14 protein-coding genes are annotated in these 15,287 nt (G+C 66.2%); 10 read left to right on the forward strand and 4 right to left on the reverse strand.

The features are described from left to right. Positions 1–3 precede the first annotated feature (3 nt). Together hldE and LMJ29_RS14795 are read left to right on the forward strand one after the other, a co-directional pair. Complete coding sequence (hldE, locus tag LMJ29_RS14790; RefSeq protein WP_229606279.1) at positions 4–1,428, forward strand: bifunctional D-glycero-beta-D-manno-heptose-7-phosphate kinase/D-glycero-beta-D-manno-heptose 1-phosphate adenylyltransferase HldE; 1,425 nt, start codon at positions 4–6, stop codon at positions 1,426–1,428. 120 nt (positions 1,429–1,548) lie between these two features. Further along, positions 1,549–2,478: a ketoacyl-ACP synthase III gene (locus LMJ29_RS14795; RefSeq protein WP_229606280.1), complete on the forward strand. Its 930-nt coding sequence runs from the start codon at positions 1,549–1,551 to the stop codon at positions 2,476–2,478. Positions 2,479–2,665: 187 nt separating this feature from the next. Here LMJ29_RS14795 and LMJ29_RS14800 read toward each other — a convergent pair whose 3' ends face one another. From LMJ29_RS14800 to LMJ29_RS14815, 4 genes are all read right to left on the reverse strand, one after another. Beyond that, positions 2,666–3,535 (reverse strand): metal ABC transporter ATPase, encoded by an 870-nt coding sequence (locus LMJ29_RS14800; RefSeq protein ID WP_229606281.1) that lies wholly within the window; start codon positions 3,533–3,535, stop codon positions 2,666–2,668. Positions 3,536–3,653: 118 nt separating this feature from the next. Then, the gene (locus tag LMJ29_RS14805; RefSeq protein ID WP_229606282.1) at positions 3,654–4,475 is read right to left on the reverse strand and encodes an aldo/keto reductase; all 822 of its coding nucleotides are present in this window, start codon (positions 4,473–4,475) and stop codon (positions 3,654–3,656) included. A 218-nt stretch (positions 4,476–4,693) separates the two neighbouring features. Further along, the gene (locus LMJ29_RS14810) at positions 4,694–5,869 is read right to left on the reverse strand and encodes an NAD(P)/FAD-dependent oxidoreductase (protein WP_229606283.1); all 1,176 of its coding nucleotides are present in this window, start codon (positions 5,867–5,869) and stop codon (positions 4,694–4,696) included. A gap of 45 nt (positions 5,870–5,914) precedes the next feature. Further along, positions 5,915–6,247: a DMT family transporter gene (locus LMJ29_RS14815; protein ID WP_229606284.1), complete on the reverse strand. Its 333-nt coding sequence runs from the start codon at positions 6,245–6,247 to the stop codon at positions 5,915–5,917. A 93-nt stretch (positions 6,248–6,340) separates the two neighbouring features. Here LMJ29_RS14815 and LMJ29_RS14820 point away from each other — a divergent pair, with 93 nt between their 5' ends. The 8 genes from LMJ29_RS14820 (at position 6,341) to LMJ29_RS14855 (ending at position 15,281) form a co-directional block, all read left to right on the forward strand. Beyond that, a complete protein-coding gene (locus LMJ29_RS14820; RefSeq protein WP_229606285.1) occupies positions 6,341–7,228 on the forward strand; it encodes a LysR family transcriptional regulator in 888 nt (295 codons plus the stop codon). Positions 7,229–7,343: 115 nt separating this feature from the next. Next, entirely contained in the window at positions 7,344–8,618 is a 1,275-nt protein-coding gene (gene waaA / locus LMJ29_RS14825) for a lipid IV(A) 3-deoxy-D-manno-octulosonic acid transferase (RefSeq protein WP_229606286.1), read from the forward strand. 197 nt (positions 8,619–8,815) lie between these two features. Next, positions 8,816–9,883: an LPS O-antigen chain length determinant protein WzzB gene (locus LMJ29_RS14830; protein WP_229606287.1), complete on the forward strand. Its 1,068-nt coding sequence runs from the start codon at positions 8,816–8,818 to the stop codon at positions 9,881–9,883. A 191-nt stretch (positions 9,884–10,074) separates the two neighbouring features. Beyond that, on the forward strand, positions 10,075–11,313 hold the full coding sequence (locus LMJ29_RS14835) for a flippase (RefSeq protein WP_229606288.1): 1,239 nt from the start codon (positions 10,075–10,077) through the stop codon (positions 11,311–11,313). A gap of 54 nt (positions 11,314–11,367) precedes the next feature. Then, a complete protein-coding gene (locus tag LMJ29_RS14840) occupies positions 11,368–12,702 on the forward strand; it encodes a hypothetical protein (RefSeq protein WP_229606289.1) in 1,335 nt (444 codons plus the stop codon). Next, entirely contained in the window at positions 12,689–13,522 is an 834-nt protein-coding gene (locus tag LMJ29_RS14845; RefSeq protein WP_229606290.1) for a glycosyltransferase family protein, read from the forward strand. The genes LMJ29_RS14840 and LMJ29_RS14845 overlap by 14 nt, the downstream gene beginning before the upstream one ends. Next, positions 13,519–14,211, forward strand: coding sequence for an acyltransferase (locus LMJ29_RS14850; protein WP_229606291.1), 693 nt, complete (start codon positions 13,519–13,521; stop codon positions 14,209–14,211). Before LMJ29_RS14845 ends, LMJ29_RS14850 begins: the two co-directional genes overlap by 4 nt. Beyond that, positions 14,208–15,281 carry a glycosyltransferase family 4 protein gene (locus LMJ29_RS14855; RefSeq protein ID WP_229606292.1) on the forward strand — a complete coding sequence of 358 codons (1,074 nt, stop codon included), beginning with the start codon at positions 14,208–14,210 and terminating at the stop codon, positions 15,279–15,281. The genes LMJ29_RS14850 and LMJ29_RS14855 overlap by 4 nt, the downstream gene beginning before the upstream one ends. Positions 15,282–15,287: the final 6 nt, after the last annotated feature.

A 15,287-nucleotide genomic window follows, 5' to 3' on the forward strand; every position in this document is an offset into this window, starting at 1 on the left:
CCCATGCAGTTGTCCATGCCCCGTTTCGATCAGGCCCCCGTGCTGGTGGTCGGTGATGTCATGCTCGATCGCTACTGGCATGGCGGGACCAGCCGCATCTCGCCGGAGGCGCCGGTGCCGGTGGTCAAGGTCGAGCAGATCGAGGACCGTCCGGGCGGCGCCGCCAACGTCGCATTGAACATCGCCGCGCTCGGCGCGCCGGCCTGGCTGGTCGGCGTCACCGGCCAGGACGAGGCGGCCGACAGCCTGGCCGAGCGCCTGCAGGCGGCCGGAGTGGCCGCGCACTTCCAGCGTCTGGCCGCGCAGCCGACCATCGTCAAGCTGCGGGTGATGAGTCGCCACCAGCAACTGCTGCGCCTCGACTTCGAGGAGCCCTTCGCCACCGACGCCGACGCCCTGCTCGGCGAGGTGGACGCGCTGCTCGACAAGGTCAAGGTGCTGATCCTCTCCGACTACGGCAAGGGCGCGCTGAAGAACCACCAGGCGCTGATCCGCGCCGCCCGCGCGCGCAATCTGACGGTGCTGGCCGATCCCAAGGGCCGGGACTTCTCCATCTACCGCGGCGCCAGCCTGATCACCCCCAACCTCGCCGAGTTCGAGGCGGTGGTCGGTCGCTGCGCCGACGAGTCCGAACTGGTGGCCAAGGGCCTGGCGCTGCTCGCCGAGCTGGAGCTGGGCGCGCTGCTGGTCACCCGCGGCGAGCACGGCATGACCCTGCTGCGCCAGGGCCACGCGGCCCTGCACCTGCCGGCCCGCGCTCGCGAGGTGTACGACGTCACCGGCGCCGGCGATACCGTGATTTCCACCCTGGCAAGCGCCTTGGCTGCCGGCGAGGAACTGCCGCAGGCGGTGGCGCTGGCCAACCTGGCCGCCAGTATCGTGGTCGGCAAGCTCGGCACCGCCACCGTCAGCGCGCCCGAACTGCGCCGCGCGGTGCAGCGCGACCAGGGCGTCGGCCGCGGCGTGATGAGCCTCGACCAGCTGCTGCCGGCCCTCGAGGACGCCCGCGCCCACGGCGAGAAGGTGGTGTTCACCAACGGCTGCTTCGACATCCTGCACGCCGGCCACGTCGCCTATCTCGAGCAGGCCCGCGCGCTGGGCGACCGCCTGGTCGTGGCGATCAACGACGACGCCTCGGTGACCCGCCTGAAGGGCCCCGGCCGGCCGATCAACAGCGTCGACCGGCGCATGGCGGTGCTCGCCGGCCTCGGCGCGGTGGACTGGGTGGTCAGCTTCAGCGAGGACACGCCCGAGGCGCTGCTCGCCAAGGTGCGCCCGGACGTGCTGGTCAAGGGCGGCGACTACGGCCTCGATGGCGTGGTGGGTGCCGACATCGTGTTGGCCTACGGTGGTGACGTGAAGGTGCTTAATTTCGTCGATAGTTGCTCGACCACCGCAATTGTCGAGAAGATTCGCGAGCGCTCCTGATTTACGCGGCTGGCCGGTATGCAGGGGCGGCCCGCCGCAAGAGTGATGGCACGGACTGCTGGGCTGCGGCCATCATCGTGTGCATGGTGGCTGTGATCGGTTTAATTGTGGGAATACAGAATGATTGGAATAAAGAGCATAGCCAGTTATATCCCGGCAGGCCGGATCGACAACCTCGCCCAGGCGGCCGCCTTCGACCGTGACGAGGCCTTCGTCGCCAGCAAGATCGGTACTCCCACGCTGTCGGTGAAGGATGCCGCCGAGGAAACCTCGGACCTGTGCGCCGCCGCCGTGCGCAACCTGTTGGCCAAGAACCCCGAGCTGCGTCTCGAGGATGTCCAGGCGCTGATCGTGGTGACCCAGAACGGCGATGCCGAAGGGCTGCCGCACACCTCGGCCATCGCCCAGCACAAGATCGGCCTGCCGAGCAACGTGGCCTGCTTCGACGTCTCCCTCGGCTGCTCCGGCTTCGTCTACGGCCTGTACGTGATCAAGGGCTTCATGGAAGCCACCGGCCTGAAGAACGGCATTCTGGTCACCGCCGATCCCTACTCGAAGATCATGGATCGCAACGACCGCATGACTACCCTGCTGTTCGGCGATGCCGCCACCGCCACCTGGATCGGCGAGGATCCGGTGTGGGAACTCGGTCCGGCGCGCTTCGGCACCGACGGCAGCGGTGCCGACCACCTGCTCGTGCGCGACGGCTGCTTCCACATGAACGGGCGCCAGGTGTTCAACTTCGCCAGCCTGAAGATCATCCCGCACATGCAGGAAGTGCTCGATGAGGCCGGCCTCAGCCTGGACAGCGTGGACGCCTACTGCCTGCACCAGGGCAGCGGGGCCATCGTCGATGCCATCGCCAAGAGACTAGGCGAGAACGGTGACAGAGTCGTGAAGGACATGTTCGGCGCCGGCAACACCGTGTCCTCGACCATTCCGCTGCTGATGGAGCGCTACGCCTTCGAAGGCTCGGCGTGGAAGAACCTGGTGATGAGCGGCTTCGGCGTCGGCCTGTCCTGGGGTTCGGCGGTGCTGTTCCGCCGCTGAGCGGCGGCCTGGAAGGGGCGGGTTGGCCGCATGGCGGCGCAACCCGTCACGGATGCCGCCTGGCATCCCTCGCTCCCGGGGTATGACGGGGCAGGCCACAGACCGTAACTCCCCATCGGCCGCCCGACCGGCAAAGGATGCTTGAGGGCATCTTCGCCGGTTTACGCCGCTGCGCCGCTAACCCGGCCTATGCGCAGCGCCGCTGTTCCACCCATGTCTCCCAGCTGATCCGCTCATCGCGAATCAGCCAGCCATCCTGCGCCGCGAAGCTTTCCGACAGCCATAGTCCGTCGGTCGGCACCGGCTGCAACACGCCCTTCTGCAGGGTGAACAGCACGTTGGGTTGCTCGACCGGCATCAAGTAGAGGTCCGGGTGCTGCGGGTCCAGGCGACTGATCAGCATGCCGTCCTCCAGATACTCGTCGCTGTGGTACAGGCTGGGCGCCTGCACCGTGGCGGGCAGCTCCAGACGCAGGTCGTAGACCAGTTGCAGCGAGGAGGTCGGCAGGTGCACGTAGGCCTGCGGGCGCTCCAGCAGGGGCAGTTCGCCGGCGTGCACCCGGCGTGCGTCGCCGCTCAGCGGGCTGAGGCGGAAGTACTGCTCGTCGTGGTGGGGCAGACTGGCGGCGTGCGGGGTGGGCAGCCAGTGCTCGCCGAAGCGGCCGCCCAGCCAGCCACGCGGCGTTTCTACCAGGCACTCCTCGGCCACCTCCTGCAGCGCGGTGTGCAGCGGCAGGTGCAGCTCGTGGCTCGGCACGTAGCCGGAGATCAACTTGAGCACGCAGTCGCCACGGTCGCGGCGCTGCTGGCGCACCAGCAGCCAGTAGTCGCGGCCCTGCCAGGCGAGGGTCAGGCGCACCGAGACGCCGAGATTGGCCAATTCGCAAGTAAAGTGGCGGGGATCGGCGATCTGCAGCGGCCGCCGCCGCTCGAGCATCTGGCTGAAGTTCAGCGGTGCGCCCAGCGGCTGGTAGACCAGGCACTGCGGATCGGCCTCGACGTACAGCGGCAGGGTTTTGAAGGTGCTCGGGCTTTTGCGGGCGAGAATCCTCGGCATTGGTGACTCCTCTTCGGCTGACGAATGGCGAGCGGGCGGGAGGTAGGCCCGTCGCGAGTCAGGACAGGGTAGCCGACTCAGCCCGCCGTGGTCGGACCGGTCGTCGCGCCCGCCGGCTTCAGTGCCCGGCGGTCTGCAGGCGATGGAGCACCGCGGCGGCGGTGGCCGCGTTGTGGGCCAGGTGCGCCGGGGTGATGGTGCCGATAATCGCACTGTTCACCGCCGGATGGGCGAAGATCAGCTCGAAGCTGGCGCGCACCGGGTCCTCTCCGCTCAGGCAGGCGTGGCCGCTGGCCAGCGCTTTTTTGATCAGAATGCCCTTGCCGTGGGCGGCGGCGAAATCGAGCACCGGGCGCTCGCCCTGCTCGGCGAGGTTGTAGGTGACCATCGCGCAATCGCCGGCCTCCAGCGCCTTGAGGCCGCCGGCGACGGTCTTGCCGGAGAAGCCGAAGGCGCGGATCAGGCCTTCGCGTTTGAGCTCGGCGAGGGTGGCGTACACCTCCTGCTCGAGCACCGCGAGGTCCTGGCCGTCGGAGTGCACCAGCACCAGGTCCAGGTAGTCGGTCTCCAGGCGCTTGAGGCTGCGCTCGACCGACATGCGGGTATGCGCGGCGCTGAAGTCGAAGTGCGAGGCGCCCTGCTCGAACTCCTCGCCGACCTTGCTGCAGATCACCCAGTCGTGGCGCTGGCCGCGCAGCAGCGGGCCGAGGCGCTGCTCGCTGACGCCGTAGGCCGGTGCGGTGTCCAGCAGGTTGATGCCGAGCGCGCGGGCTTGGGCGAGCAGTTCGCCGGCGGCGCGGTCGTCGGGGATAGTGAAGCCGCTGGGGTACTTCACGCCCTGGTCGCGACCGAGCTTGACCGTGCCGAGGCCCAGCGGCGAGACGACGAGGCCGGTCGAGCCGAGCGGACGGTGGAGGTCATGCAGGGTGACGGAAGACATCGAGGGCTCCTCAATAATAAAAGCATGGCTCTGTGTAGCGACTGGCCGTAGTGAGTCGCAGCGTAGAAAAATCGCGCGGCGATTTTCTACCGACAGTCGTGCCAGCGCCTATCCGGGGGCAATCGCGGCACCAGTTGCCCACCCTTGCCTACCCTGAGGCTCCGCGCCCGGGCGGCAAAAACGCGCGGCCCTGTGCGGTGGCACGGCCGCCGGCAGGGTCAGCCGAACAGGCTTTGCCACGGCGCCGGCGCAACGCTCGGCCGCGGCAGTTCCGGCAGGGCAGGGCGATCGACCGCCTGGATGCCGGCGCGCTCGAGAGCACCGATCACCCGGTCGGCGAAGTCCGGCGCCAGCGCCAGCTTGGTCGGCCAGCCGACCAGCAGGGCGCCCTGCTCGCTGAGGAAGGCGTTGTCCGGGCGCACCAGGCCGGACTGCGCCGGTTCGGCGCGGTCCACGCGCAGGGTGCGCCACTGCGCGGCGGCGAGATCGACCCAGGGCAGCAGCTCGGCCAGCTCGCGGCGGGCGAAGGCGAGTTGCGCCGCCTCGTCGCGCGCCACGCCGTCGGCCTCGGCCAGGTCGCCGCCGAGGTACCAGACCCAATGGCCGTCGGCGGCCGGATGGGTGGTGATGGTGACGCGCGGCTTGGTGCCGCCGCCCAGGCAGTGGGCATACAGCGGTTTGAGGCTGGCGGCCTTGACCAGCACCATGTGCAGCGGACGCAGCTGCTGCGCCGGCTCGGCGAGGCCCAGCTCGCGCAGCAGGTCGGCATTGCCGGAGCCGGCGCACAGCACCACGCGGCGGGCGCGGATTTCGCGGCCGTCGACGATCAGGCCGACCAGCTCGCCGCCTTCGCGCAGCGGCTCGAGGCGTTCGCCGGCCAGCAGACCGTCGCCCGCCAGTTCGGCGAGGCGGGCGATCAGGCTGGGTACGTCGAGCACCAGTTCGGCCAGGCGGTAGACGCGGCCCTTGAATTGCGGGTGCTGCAGCGCGGGGGGCAGTTCGCTGCCCTTGACCTGGTCGACCCGGCCGCGCATCGCCTTGCTGGCGAAGAAACCGGTCAGGTTGCCGGCCAGGGTGCCCGGCGACCATAGGTAGTGGGCGTCGGAAAGCAGGCGTACGCCGGTGAGGTCCAGCTCGCCGGCGCCGGTCAGCGCCTCGCGCCAGCGCCGCGGCATGTCGGCGATCGCCTCGGAAGAGCCGGTCAGCGCACCGGACAGCGCGTACTTGGTGCCGCCGTGGATGATCCCCTGCGATTTCACGCTCTGGCCGCCACCGAGGGCGCCGCGCTCCACCAGCAGGCTGGCGTAGCCCAGGCGGCGCAGGCGGGCGTTGAGCCACAGGCCGGCGATGCCGCCGCCGACGATCAGGACGTCCGTGCTGAGGGGATGGGACATGAGCGGGTCTCGCTGGAAAACAGGCGCGCAGTATAACCCGCCCGCTCAGTGGCCGGCTGAGGCGGAGAACAGCTGGATGACCAGCACGCCACCGACGATCATCCCCATTCCCAGCAGGGCCGGCAGGTCGGGGCGCTGGTCGTAGAGGGCCAGCGCGGCGACGCTGACCAGCACGATGCCCAGGCCGGACCACAGGGCGTAGGCGATGCCCACCGGAATGCTGCGCATCACCAGGCTGAGCATCCAGAAGGCGATGGCGTAGCCGGCACACACCAGCAGCAGCGGCAGCGGGCGCTGCACGCCGTCGACGGACTTGAGCGCGGTGGTGGCGATCACTTCCGCGGCGATGGCGATGGCGAGGTAGATGTAGCCGGTCATGGTCGGTCCTCCGCGTGGTCTGCGAGGATTCTAGGGGCTGTGGCGATGGGTTAAAGTTATTGTCTATCTATTTGAGCGATAGGTTGCCGGGTCATGCAGTGGAATCTGGAGCAGTTGCGGCTGTTCGTCGGCGTCGCCGAGGCCCGCTCGTTTTCCGCGGTGGCGCGGCGCACGGGCAGGGCGCAGTCGGCGGTGAGCAGCGCGGTGGCCCTTCTCGAGGCCGATCTGGGCACGCTGCTGTTCGAGCGCAGCAGCGGCCGTCAGCCGCGGCTCACCCTCGCCGGTGCCGCGCTGCTCGAGGAGGCGCGCGCGGTGCTGCGCCAATGCGAGCGCCTGGAGGGACGGGCGCTGGGTCTGGCGCGCGGCGAGGAAGCGCGTCTGCGCCTCGCGCTGGACGAGGCCATGCCCTATCCGCCGGTGCTCGCCAGCCTGCGGGCGCTCGCCGAGGCCTTCCCATCGCTCGAGGTGCAGTTGGCCAGCGGCGCGCAGGGCGACGTGGCGCGCAAGCTGCTCGAGCGGCGCGCCGATCTCGGCCTGCTGTTCCACCACGAGCAGATGCCGCAGGCGCTGGAGCGCCAGCGCCTGGGGGCCATCGAGATGGTCACGGTGTGCGGAGCCGGTCATCCATTGGCCGGCGAGCGCCAGGTCGACCGCCAGCAACTGGCCTGTCACCGCCAGTTGCTGATGGCGCCGCAGGACAGTCGCTATGCCGGCGGCGAACAACTCGGCCCGTCGGTGTGGCGGGCCGACAGCTTCTATGTGATGGCCGAACTGGTCAGCCGCGACCTCGGTTGGGCCTGGCTGCCGCGCCATGTGGTGCAGTACCCGACCTATCAGGGCCTGTTGGTCGAGCTGGCGAGCGACTGGGTGCCGCCGCCCCTGGTGGTGGAGCTGGTCCGTCGCCGCGACGAGGCTCAGGGCCCCGCGGCGCGCTGGTTGGCCGATTGCCTGGCCAGGCAGCTGCTGGTACCCGGCGGATGAAGTCGGGCGCAAAGTGCGCGGGCCCGCACGTTTCCTGCTGGCCAGTTGCCAGCGGGGCCCAGACGGGCAGGGCGGCCCTTTGCGCCTCTTTCCGTAAAAGGTAAGCTCCGCGCCCATGAATCGCCACTTCTACACCCTGCTGTTCCACCTCGCCCTCCCGTTGATCGCCCTGCGCCTCTACCTGCGCGGGCGCCAGGCACCGGCCTACCGCCGACGTGTCGCCGAACGCTTCTCCTTCTCACTGCCAGCGCTCAAGCCCGGCGGCATCTGGGTGCATGCCGTCTCGGTCGGCGAGAGCATCGCCGCGGCGCCGCTGATCAAGGCCCTGCTCGAGCGCCACCCGGAACTGCCGGTCACCGTTACCTGCATGACCCCGACCGGCTCCGAGCGCATCCGCGCCCTGTTCGGCGAGCGGGTGCAGCACTGCTATCTGCCCTACGACCTGCCTTGGGCAGCGGCGCGCTTCCTCGACCGGCTGCGGCCGAAGCTCGCGGTGATCATGGAAACCGAGCTGTGGCCCAACCATATCCACCAGTGCGCCAGGCGCGGCATTCCCACCGTGCTGGCCAATGCGCGCCTCTCGGAAAAGTCCGCCCGCGGCTATGCGCGCTTTGCCGGTCTGACCCGGCCGATGCTCGCCGAGATGAGCTGGATCGCCGTGCAGACCGAGGCCGAGGCCGAGCGCTTCCGCCAGCTCGGCGCCCGTTCCGAGCGGGTCAGCATCACCGGCTCGATCAAGTTCGACCTGCGCATCGATCCCGAGCTCCCCGAGCGGGCCAGGGCACTGCGCGCCAGCTGGGGCGCCGAGCGGCGCCCGGTATGGATCGCCGCCAGTACCCACGCCGGCGAGGACGAACTCATCCTCGACGCCCATCGACGGCTGCTCGCCGAGCGTCCCGACGGACTGCTGATCCTGGTGCCGCGTCACCCGGAACGTTTCGAGGCAGTGCATGTCCTATGCCAGCGCCAGGGCTTTTCGACCGTGCGTCGTTCGTCCGCCCTCCCGGTGAGAGCGGAGGATCAGGTATTGCTCGGCGACACCATGGGCGAGCTGCTGTTCCTCTATGCCCTGGCGGATGTCGCCTTCGTCGGCGGCAGCCTGGTGCCCAACGGCGGGCACAACCTGCTGGAACCGGCGGCGCTGGGGCTGCCGGTGCTTAGTGGGCCGCATCTGTTCAATTTCCTGGAGATTGCCGCGCAGTTGCGCGCAGCGGGAGCACTGCTGGAGGTCGCCAATGGCGAAGAGCTCGCGGCGCAGTTGCCAATCCTGCTCGGTGCGCCTGACCGACGCCGGCTGATGGGGAGCTCGGGGCTGGACGTGTTGCAGGCCAGCCAGGGAGCCTTGGCCTTATTGCTGGCAGGGCTGGGGCGCCTGTTGCCCACAGGCTGAAAAACTTTGCAAGCACCGGTCGAGAAGGCAAAATGCCGGCGCCCCCAGGACGCCGATCTCGATTCGGTTGCAAGGCAGCTTTTGTCCGAGGGGCGGCATTCTTTGGATGTGCCCGGCACGCTGTCAGCCTAAGGCGATCAACTTGAATAGCAGCCGGCCTTTTCAGACCGGCGTATGTATCTGAGAAGGAGCGGTACGTGAACCAAGCAGGGCCCATCAGTCGGCACAGCGATGACGAAATAGATCTGCGCGAGCTGTTTTTCGCCCTCTGGGCCGAGCGACTGAAGATTGTTGCGGTCACTCTCCTGTTCGGCATCGCTGCCGCCGCATACGCCTTCCTCTCCGCGCCGGTCTATGAGGCCCGGTCGAGCCTTCTGCCGCCGCAGCTGAGCGACATCGCGGGCTACAACCTCGGTCGTTCGGCGGCCAATCTGTCGCATTTCAAGGTCAAGGATGTCTACCAGGTCTTCACCCGCAACCTGACGTCCGAGGCGCTGCGCCGCAAATTCTTCCGCGAGGTGTACCTGCCCTCGCTGTCCGAGAGCGAGCGCGCCAAGCCGCAGGACAAGCTGTGGAAACGCTTCAACGAGAAGATCTTGAGTGCCCGCGCGCCGGACGAGGAAGAGCACCCGGACTTTTTCGAGGTGCGCGTCGAGCACAAGGATCCTGAGCTGGCGGCCGCCTGGGTCAATCGCTACGTCGCAATGTCTGCCGAGCAGACCAGCAAGGATATGCAGCAGAACGTCCTGCAGGAGATCGATATTCGCGCCCGGGAAATCGAGCGCCGGATCGGGGTGCTGCGCGAGAGTGCGCTGCAGCGTCGCCAGGACCGCATCGTTCACCTGAAAGAGGCCCTGGTGGTGGCTGACACCGTCGGTTTGAGCGCTCCGCAGGTCACCACGGGGCGCACCTCTTCGGACGGCGAGCTGACCAATTTCGTCGACGGCAGCCTCATGTACATGCGCGGCGCGAAAGCTATCCGAGCCGAACTCCAGACCCTGGAGAGCCGCAAGACCGACGATCCCTTCATCGAGGAGCTGCGTGAGTTGCAGAGCCAGCTGGCCTTCCTCAAGGGGATCGACGTGAGCCCCGACAACGTTTCGTCCTTCACCCTGGACAGCAGCGCCGAGGTTCCGGAAACCCCGATCAAGCCGAAAAAGGCCATGGTGCTGGCGATCGGTCTGGGGCTGGGTCTGGTGCTCGGTGTGCTGTTCGCGCTGCTGAGCCGGATGTTCCGCAAGGAGCCGTCGCAAGACGGCCGCTGAGCTTGTCAAAAATCCCGACGACGATTGGGGACTCCGCAGCTTGACGGCTTAGCGGGGCGCGCTCTCGTCGAGACGTTTTCAGGAAGCCGACGGTAAATCCTGGGGCGGTAGCGTGCCTGGGGATTGCCCGCATGGCGCAGCCTGCGGTCGGCCGGGCCGGCGAGAAATTGGAATTACGAGCTCTCGAGCATATGAGTCTTCTGAAAAACAGCTTCTGGAACATGCTGGGTATCGCCGTTCCGGTGGCTGTCGCGATTCCCGCCATGGGCTATCTGGCGCGGGTGCTGGGGGTGGAGAACTTCGGCATCTTCACGCTGTGCTATGCGGTGGTGGGCTATGCCAGTCTCTTCGACCTGGGGCTGTCGCGCGCTGTCGTACGCGCCGTCGCCATCCATGCGCAGTCGGCGGAGAAAGTCGCTCGGGTCATCGGCACGGCCAGTTGTTTCGTGCTGGCACTGAGCATCGTCGCGGCGGCGCTGCTGTATTTCTCCGCCGACTGGCTGGTGCTCAAGCTGTCCGTTTCCGCCGCCTCCGCCGAGGGGGCCAGAAGCGCCCTGCAGTGCCTGAGCCTGGCCGTGCCGGCGCTGTTGCTGAGCATGGTGTGGTTTTCCTACCTGGAGGGGCTCGGCGACTTCTACAAGCTGAACATGCTGAAAAGCATTTCCGGCCTGTGCATGGCGCTGGCGCCGCTGGGCACCGTGTTGCTCCAGCCGACCCTGGTCAGCGCCATTGCCGGTCTGGTCGCCGGGCGGGTGGTGTCGATGCTGATCGCCTATCTGTGGGGACTGTGGGCCGGCAGCAAGCGCCAGCTGTGGACCGTCGACCTGCCGACGCTGCGCGAGCTGTTGGGCTTCGGTGGCTGGATCACGGTCAGCAACATCATCAGCCCGATGATGGTCTACTTCGACCGCTTCTTCATTTCCAGCGTGGTCGGTGCGAAGAGCGTGGCCTTCTACACGGCCCCGGCGGAGGCGGTGACTCGGCTGCTGATCATCCCGATCGCCGTCGCCAAGGTAATCTTTCCGCGGCTGAGCGCCCGGCATAAGGATGCCGAGGCGGAGGCGCGCCTGGGTTTCTGGCTGTTGCTCGGCATTTGCCTGCTGCTGGCCCTGGGCATCGGCCTGTTCGCCGCGGATATCCTGCGCTTGTGGATGGGCGAGGCCTACCTGGGCGAGGCGGTACTGGTTTTGCAGATCCTGCTGGTGGGCTTCGTGTTCAATGCGGTAGCGCAGATTCCCTATGCGAAGATCCAGGCCGCAGGGCACGCCAGAGTGACCGCCTTGCTGCACACCGCGGAAGTACTGCCCTATTTCGGCGCCCTGTATTACCTGGTCCTCAACTATTCCCTCGCCGGTGCGGCGATCGCCTGGACGTTGCGGGTCGCGGTGGATTGCCTGGCGCTGGAACTATTGGCGCGCCGGTACAAATAGGTGAGCGTGCACTCGGAGCCCGGGTGGCTGCTGGGCGTGTCCTGGAGGAAATTCGTGCAGGCCAGCGATAGTACAGATGCGGTTGTCGACGCCACGCGAGACGGTAGCGCGGGAGTGGCCTGGCCGGCTGAGGAGAGCCTGTTCCAGCCCTACAAGGCGGTGTTGGCGCTCCTTCTGGGGCTGCTGTTCTTCCATGATTTCGTTTTTCTCAGCATGGAGCACCACTTCGGCGGGCACTACGGGCTGAATCTGTGGAAGGAACTGGTTGCCCTGGCCTTCCTGTTCCTGCTGCTGTGCTGGGTGTTGTTGCGTAGCGCGCTGGGCCCGGTCAATACCCGCATCTTCATCGTCCTGGGAGCGCTCTTGGTGTCCTTGCCGGTGTTCGGCGACCTCTCCGAGGGGGCGTTGCGGACTTTCCGGAGCATCTTCACCCCGCTGGTGTTTGCCGTGATCGTCGGCCGGCTGGTGGGCGTCGATACGGAGGCGCGTTCCCGGTACTTCTTCAAAGTGATGCTGCTGATCGCGCTGGCGGGCGGCATCTATGCCATCTACCAGCTGTATTCCATCAAGCACTGGGAGCAGTTCTGGTACTACCACCCCCTGGTGGCGATGGGGCTGGAGATCCACGAGTACGACTCTTTCCGTAACGGCGTGCCGCGGATCAGCGGTTTCTTCACCTCGCCTCTGGAGTTTGCCTTCTTCGTCACCTTCGTGTTCTTCATGGGCCTGGCGCGGCTCCTCTCGGAGCGCCGCCACACGCCGTGGTTGGTGGTGCGCAAGCGGAGTTTCCTGCTCTTCGCGCTCTTGGCGTTTCTGGGCTATGTGGTTTCCCAGTCCACGGTCAGAAGCGCGCAGATGTGCCTGGTGAGCGCGTTCGCCTACATGCTCCTGGTGGTTCGGCTGAGAACTCGGTGGAGCATCGCAATCACCGCCTTCCTGTATGTCTTCGTGCTGTCCGCGGCGACCTTCTTGTATATCGGGCTCGGCTATACCAAGGATCTGTCCGCCCTCGGACGCCTGGTGCAGTGGAGCTTCGTGCTCGACAAGGTGGTCGAGAGCCCGCTCGGCCTGGGCTTTTCCTCGGTGGGGCCGGGGCAGCAATACTGGTTCGACTCGTTGTGGCTGAATCTTGCCGCGAGTTTCGGGCTGTTTGTCCTGCTGTTCGTCGTCGGCTTCGTGGTGTGCTATCTGCGCGTGGTCGATAGCTACGTGTCCCACCGGGAAGCAGCCGGGAACTGGAACCAGACGTTGAGCCTGACCGCACTGGTCATCATGCCGGTGTTTTTCTATGGCGCGCTGTTTCAGTCCTTCTACAACTCACCCGGGTTCTATCTGCTGCTGATGATTGTTTCCGTTGCGCTGTATGGAGCGAAAAATGCTCGGGCTTAGTATCGTGGTCGTGTTGTACCGCAAGCAGCATGGCGAATCCTCTTCGCTGCGCTCGCTGATCGCGGCGCTGGGCGAAATGCGCGATGCCGGTTTTGCTCCGACGATCTATGTCTGGAACAACTCTCCGGGATTCACCGCGCCGCTCGAGCATGAGGCAGTGGTCTGGCTGGAAGGCGAGAACGTCAAGCTGCCGGTCATCTACAACCAGGTGGCCAGGTCGACCTTCGAGGCCGGCGGCGAGCTGCTGATGATCTCGGACGACGATACCGACTACCGGCAGTACGACTTCAGGAAAAATCTCGGCATCGTCAAGGAATTCCTGGGCGATGCGCAGAGACGCCAGAGTGTCGGCTGCTTCATTCCCAAGATTCTCTCCGGCGGTCGCCTGGTCAGTCCGGGTGGGCGCCAACTGTTCAGAGGTTATCTGCTCGATCAGGTCGCCAGCGGCCCGATAAGCGCGCATAACCTGCTGGCGATCAACAGCGCCACGCTGATCACCCGCGACTGCTACGAGCGCATGCAGCCGCTCTACGACGAGCGCTTGAACTTCTACGGTACCGATACCGAATTTTTCGTGAGGTACGAGGAGTTCTATTCGCGGATCTACGTGTTCGACTCGCAGATCGACCACAGCTTGTCGGCGGATTCGAAGGAGTCGCCTGACCGGATGCTTTTCAGGTGGCGCGATAACATCCGTGCCATGAACGTGATTTTCGAAAGGACCTCGTTCCCTTTCAAACTGGCGATGCGTGCCTATTACCTGCTGATGAAGGTCAAGCTCGCCGTTCGGTTCCGCGACAAAAGATTCCTGCAAATATGATAATAAACAAGTTGTTGTGTCGTGCCGCTTCGCGCCTGAAAGGTGAAGAGTTCAAGCTGGATGACCGGGTGACCGATGGTTATCTTCTGCAATTCGCCTTCGCCAAGGCGATGATGTGCCTGCGTGGCCTGCTGCGTCTGCGGCAGCTGGTCATGGTCGGCAGGGGCACCCAGCTGCTGGCCACCTCGCAGATGCGCTTCGGGCGCTCGGTCAGCATCGACGATCACTGCGTGGTCAACGCGTTGTCGCGCGAAGGCGTGGTGTTCGGCGATCACGTATCGATCCAGAAAAGAACCATCATCGAGTGCACCGGCAGTCTCCGTTATCTGGGCAAGGGACTGGTGCTGGGCAACAACGTCGGGGTCGGCTCCAATTCCTTCCTGGGCTGTGCCGGGGGGATCGAGATCGGTGACGACACCATCATCGGCAACTACGTGTCCTTCCATGCGGAAAACCACAACTACGCCGATCCCGAGCTGCCGATCAGGGCGCAGGGTGTTTCCCATGTCGGCATCAAGGTCGGCAAGGGCTGCTGGATCGGCGCGAAGGTGACCATCCTGGATGGCGCCGTCATCGAGGACGGTTGCATCGTCGCCGCCGGGGCACTGGTGACCCAGGGGCACTATCAGGCCAATTCGATCTACGGCGGCGTTCCAGCCAAGCGCCTCAAGGGCAGGTTCGACGTATGAGCAAGCTGGTCTTCGTCCACCTGTTCAACGATCGCAGCGGCAGCCCCAAGGTTCTTTCCCAGGTCGTGCGGGCCATGAGCCAGCGCGGGACGGCCATCGAAGTGCTGACCAGCAGCCATGCCGATGGTTTCCTCAGCGACCTGCCGGGTATCCGCCGGGAGATCTTTTACCGCCGCTCGGAAAACAAGCTGGTCACCCTGTTCTACTACCTGCTGTCGCAGGCCTTTCTGTTCCTGTTCTGCCTGCGCTACTGGCGGCAGGACGTGGTGTTCTACGTAAATACCATGATGCCCTTCGGCGCCGCCCTGGCGGCGCGCCTGATGGGCAAGTCGGTGGTTTATCACGTCCACGAGACCTCGCTGCGCCCGGCCCTGCTCAAGCGCTTCCTGCGCCAGGTCATCAGCCTGACGGCGCGGAAAATCGTCTTCGTGTCGGACTATCTGCGCCAGGCCGAAGGCTTCGCCGGCAAGTGCCAGTACGTGGTGCACAACGCCCTCGACGGCGTGGTGACGCAGCGGCCCGAGCGGGCTGCAACCGGGACGTTCAACGTGCTGATGGTGTGCTCCCTGAAGGCCTACAAGGGCGTTCCGGAGTTTTTCGACATCGCGGGCAAGCTGCTCGACCGCCCCGAGATACGCTTCACCCTGGTGCTGAACGCCGACCCCGCGGAAATGGAGTCCTTGCTCGCCGGTGTCGCCATCCCGACCAACGTCGCCCTGTTTCCGCGCCAGGTCGATGTGGCACGTTTCTACGAGCAGGCCGACCTGCTGCTCAATCTGTCGCGTCCCGACGAGTGGGTGGAGACCTTCGGTCTGACCATCCTGGAGGGCATGGCCCAGGGCCTGCCGGTCGTGGTTCCCCCCGTCGGCGGTCCCGCCGAGATCGTCAGCGACGGTCGGGAAGGCTTTCTGATTTCCTGCTACGAGACCGGGAGAATTGCCGAGGTGATCGGCCAGCTCGCCGACGATCGCGAGCAACATTTGCGCCTGGCACGCAACGCGCGAGCGCGGGCCAAGGATTTTTGTCTGGCGAACTTTGAGGAAAAGATCGCCAGCGTCATCGAGTCATAAGGTTTT

The organism is Pseudomonas oryzagri, from assembly GCF_020831405.1.
In the GTDB taxonomy this organism is placed as follows: Bacteria; Pseudomonadota; Gammaproteobacteria; order Pseudomonadales; family Pseudomonadaceae; genus Geopseudomonas; species Geopseudomonas oryzagri.

What these genes read in the sequence shown, in the direction of transcription:
- LMJ29_RS14795 (WP_229606280.1), top strand. Translation starts at nt 1,549, where the DNA reads ATGATTGGAATAAAGAGCATAGCCAGTTATATCCCGGCAGGCCGGATC.
- waaA (WP_229606286.1), top strand. Translation starts at nt 7,344, where the DNA reads ATGAATCGCCACTTCTACACCCTGCTGTTCCACCTCGCCCTCCCGTTG.
- LMJ29_RS14800 (WP_229606281.1), bottom strand. Translation starts at nt 3,535, where the DNA reads ATGCCGAGGATTCTCGCCCGCAAAAGCCCGAGCACCTTCAAAACCCTG.
- LMJ29_RS14815 (WP_229606284.1), bottom strand. Translation starts at nt 6,247, where the DNA reads ATGACCGGCTACATCTACCTCGCCATCGCCATCGCCGCGGAAGTGATC.
- LMJ29_RS14855 (WP_229606292.1), top strand. Translation starts at nt 14,208, where the DNA reads ATGAGCAAGCTGGTCTTCGTCCACCTGTTCAACGATCGCAGCGGCAGC.
- LMJ29_RS14835 (WP_229606288.1), top strand. Translation starts at nt 10,075, where the DNA reads ATGAGTCTTCTGAAAAACAGCTTCTGGAACATGCTGGGTATCGCCGTT.
- LMJ29_RS14805 (WP_229606282.1), bottom strand. Translation starts at nt 4,475, where the DNA reads ATGTCTTCCGTCACCCTGCATGACCTCCACCGTCCGCTCGGCTCGACC.
- hldE (WP_229606279.1), top strand. Translation starts at nt 4, where the DNA reads ATGCAGTTGTCCATGCCCCGTTTCGATCAGGCCCCCGTGCTGGTGGTC.
- LMJ29_RS14845 (WP_229606290.1), top strand. Translation starts at nt 12,689, where the DNA reads ATGCTCGGGCTTAGTATCGTGGTCGTGTTGTACCGCAAGCAGCATGGC.
- LMJ29_RS14850 (WP_229606291.1), top strand. Translation starts at nt 13,519, where the DNA reads ATGATAATAAACAAGTTGTTGTGTCGTGCCGCTTCGCGCCTGAAAGGT.
- LMJ29_RS14810 (WP_229606283.1), bottom strand. Translation starts at nt 5,869, where the DNA reads ATGTCCCATCCCCTCAGCACGGACGTCCTGATCGTCGGCGGCGGCATC.
- LMJ29_RS14820 (WP_229606285.1), top strand. Translation starts at nt 6,341, where the DNA reads ATGCAGTGGAATCTGGAGCAGTTGCGGCTGTTCGTCGGCGTCGCCGAG.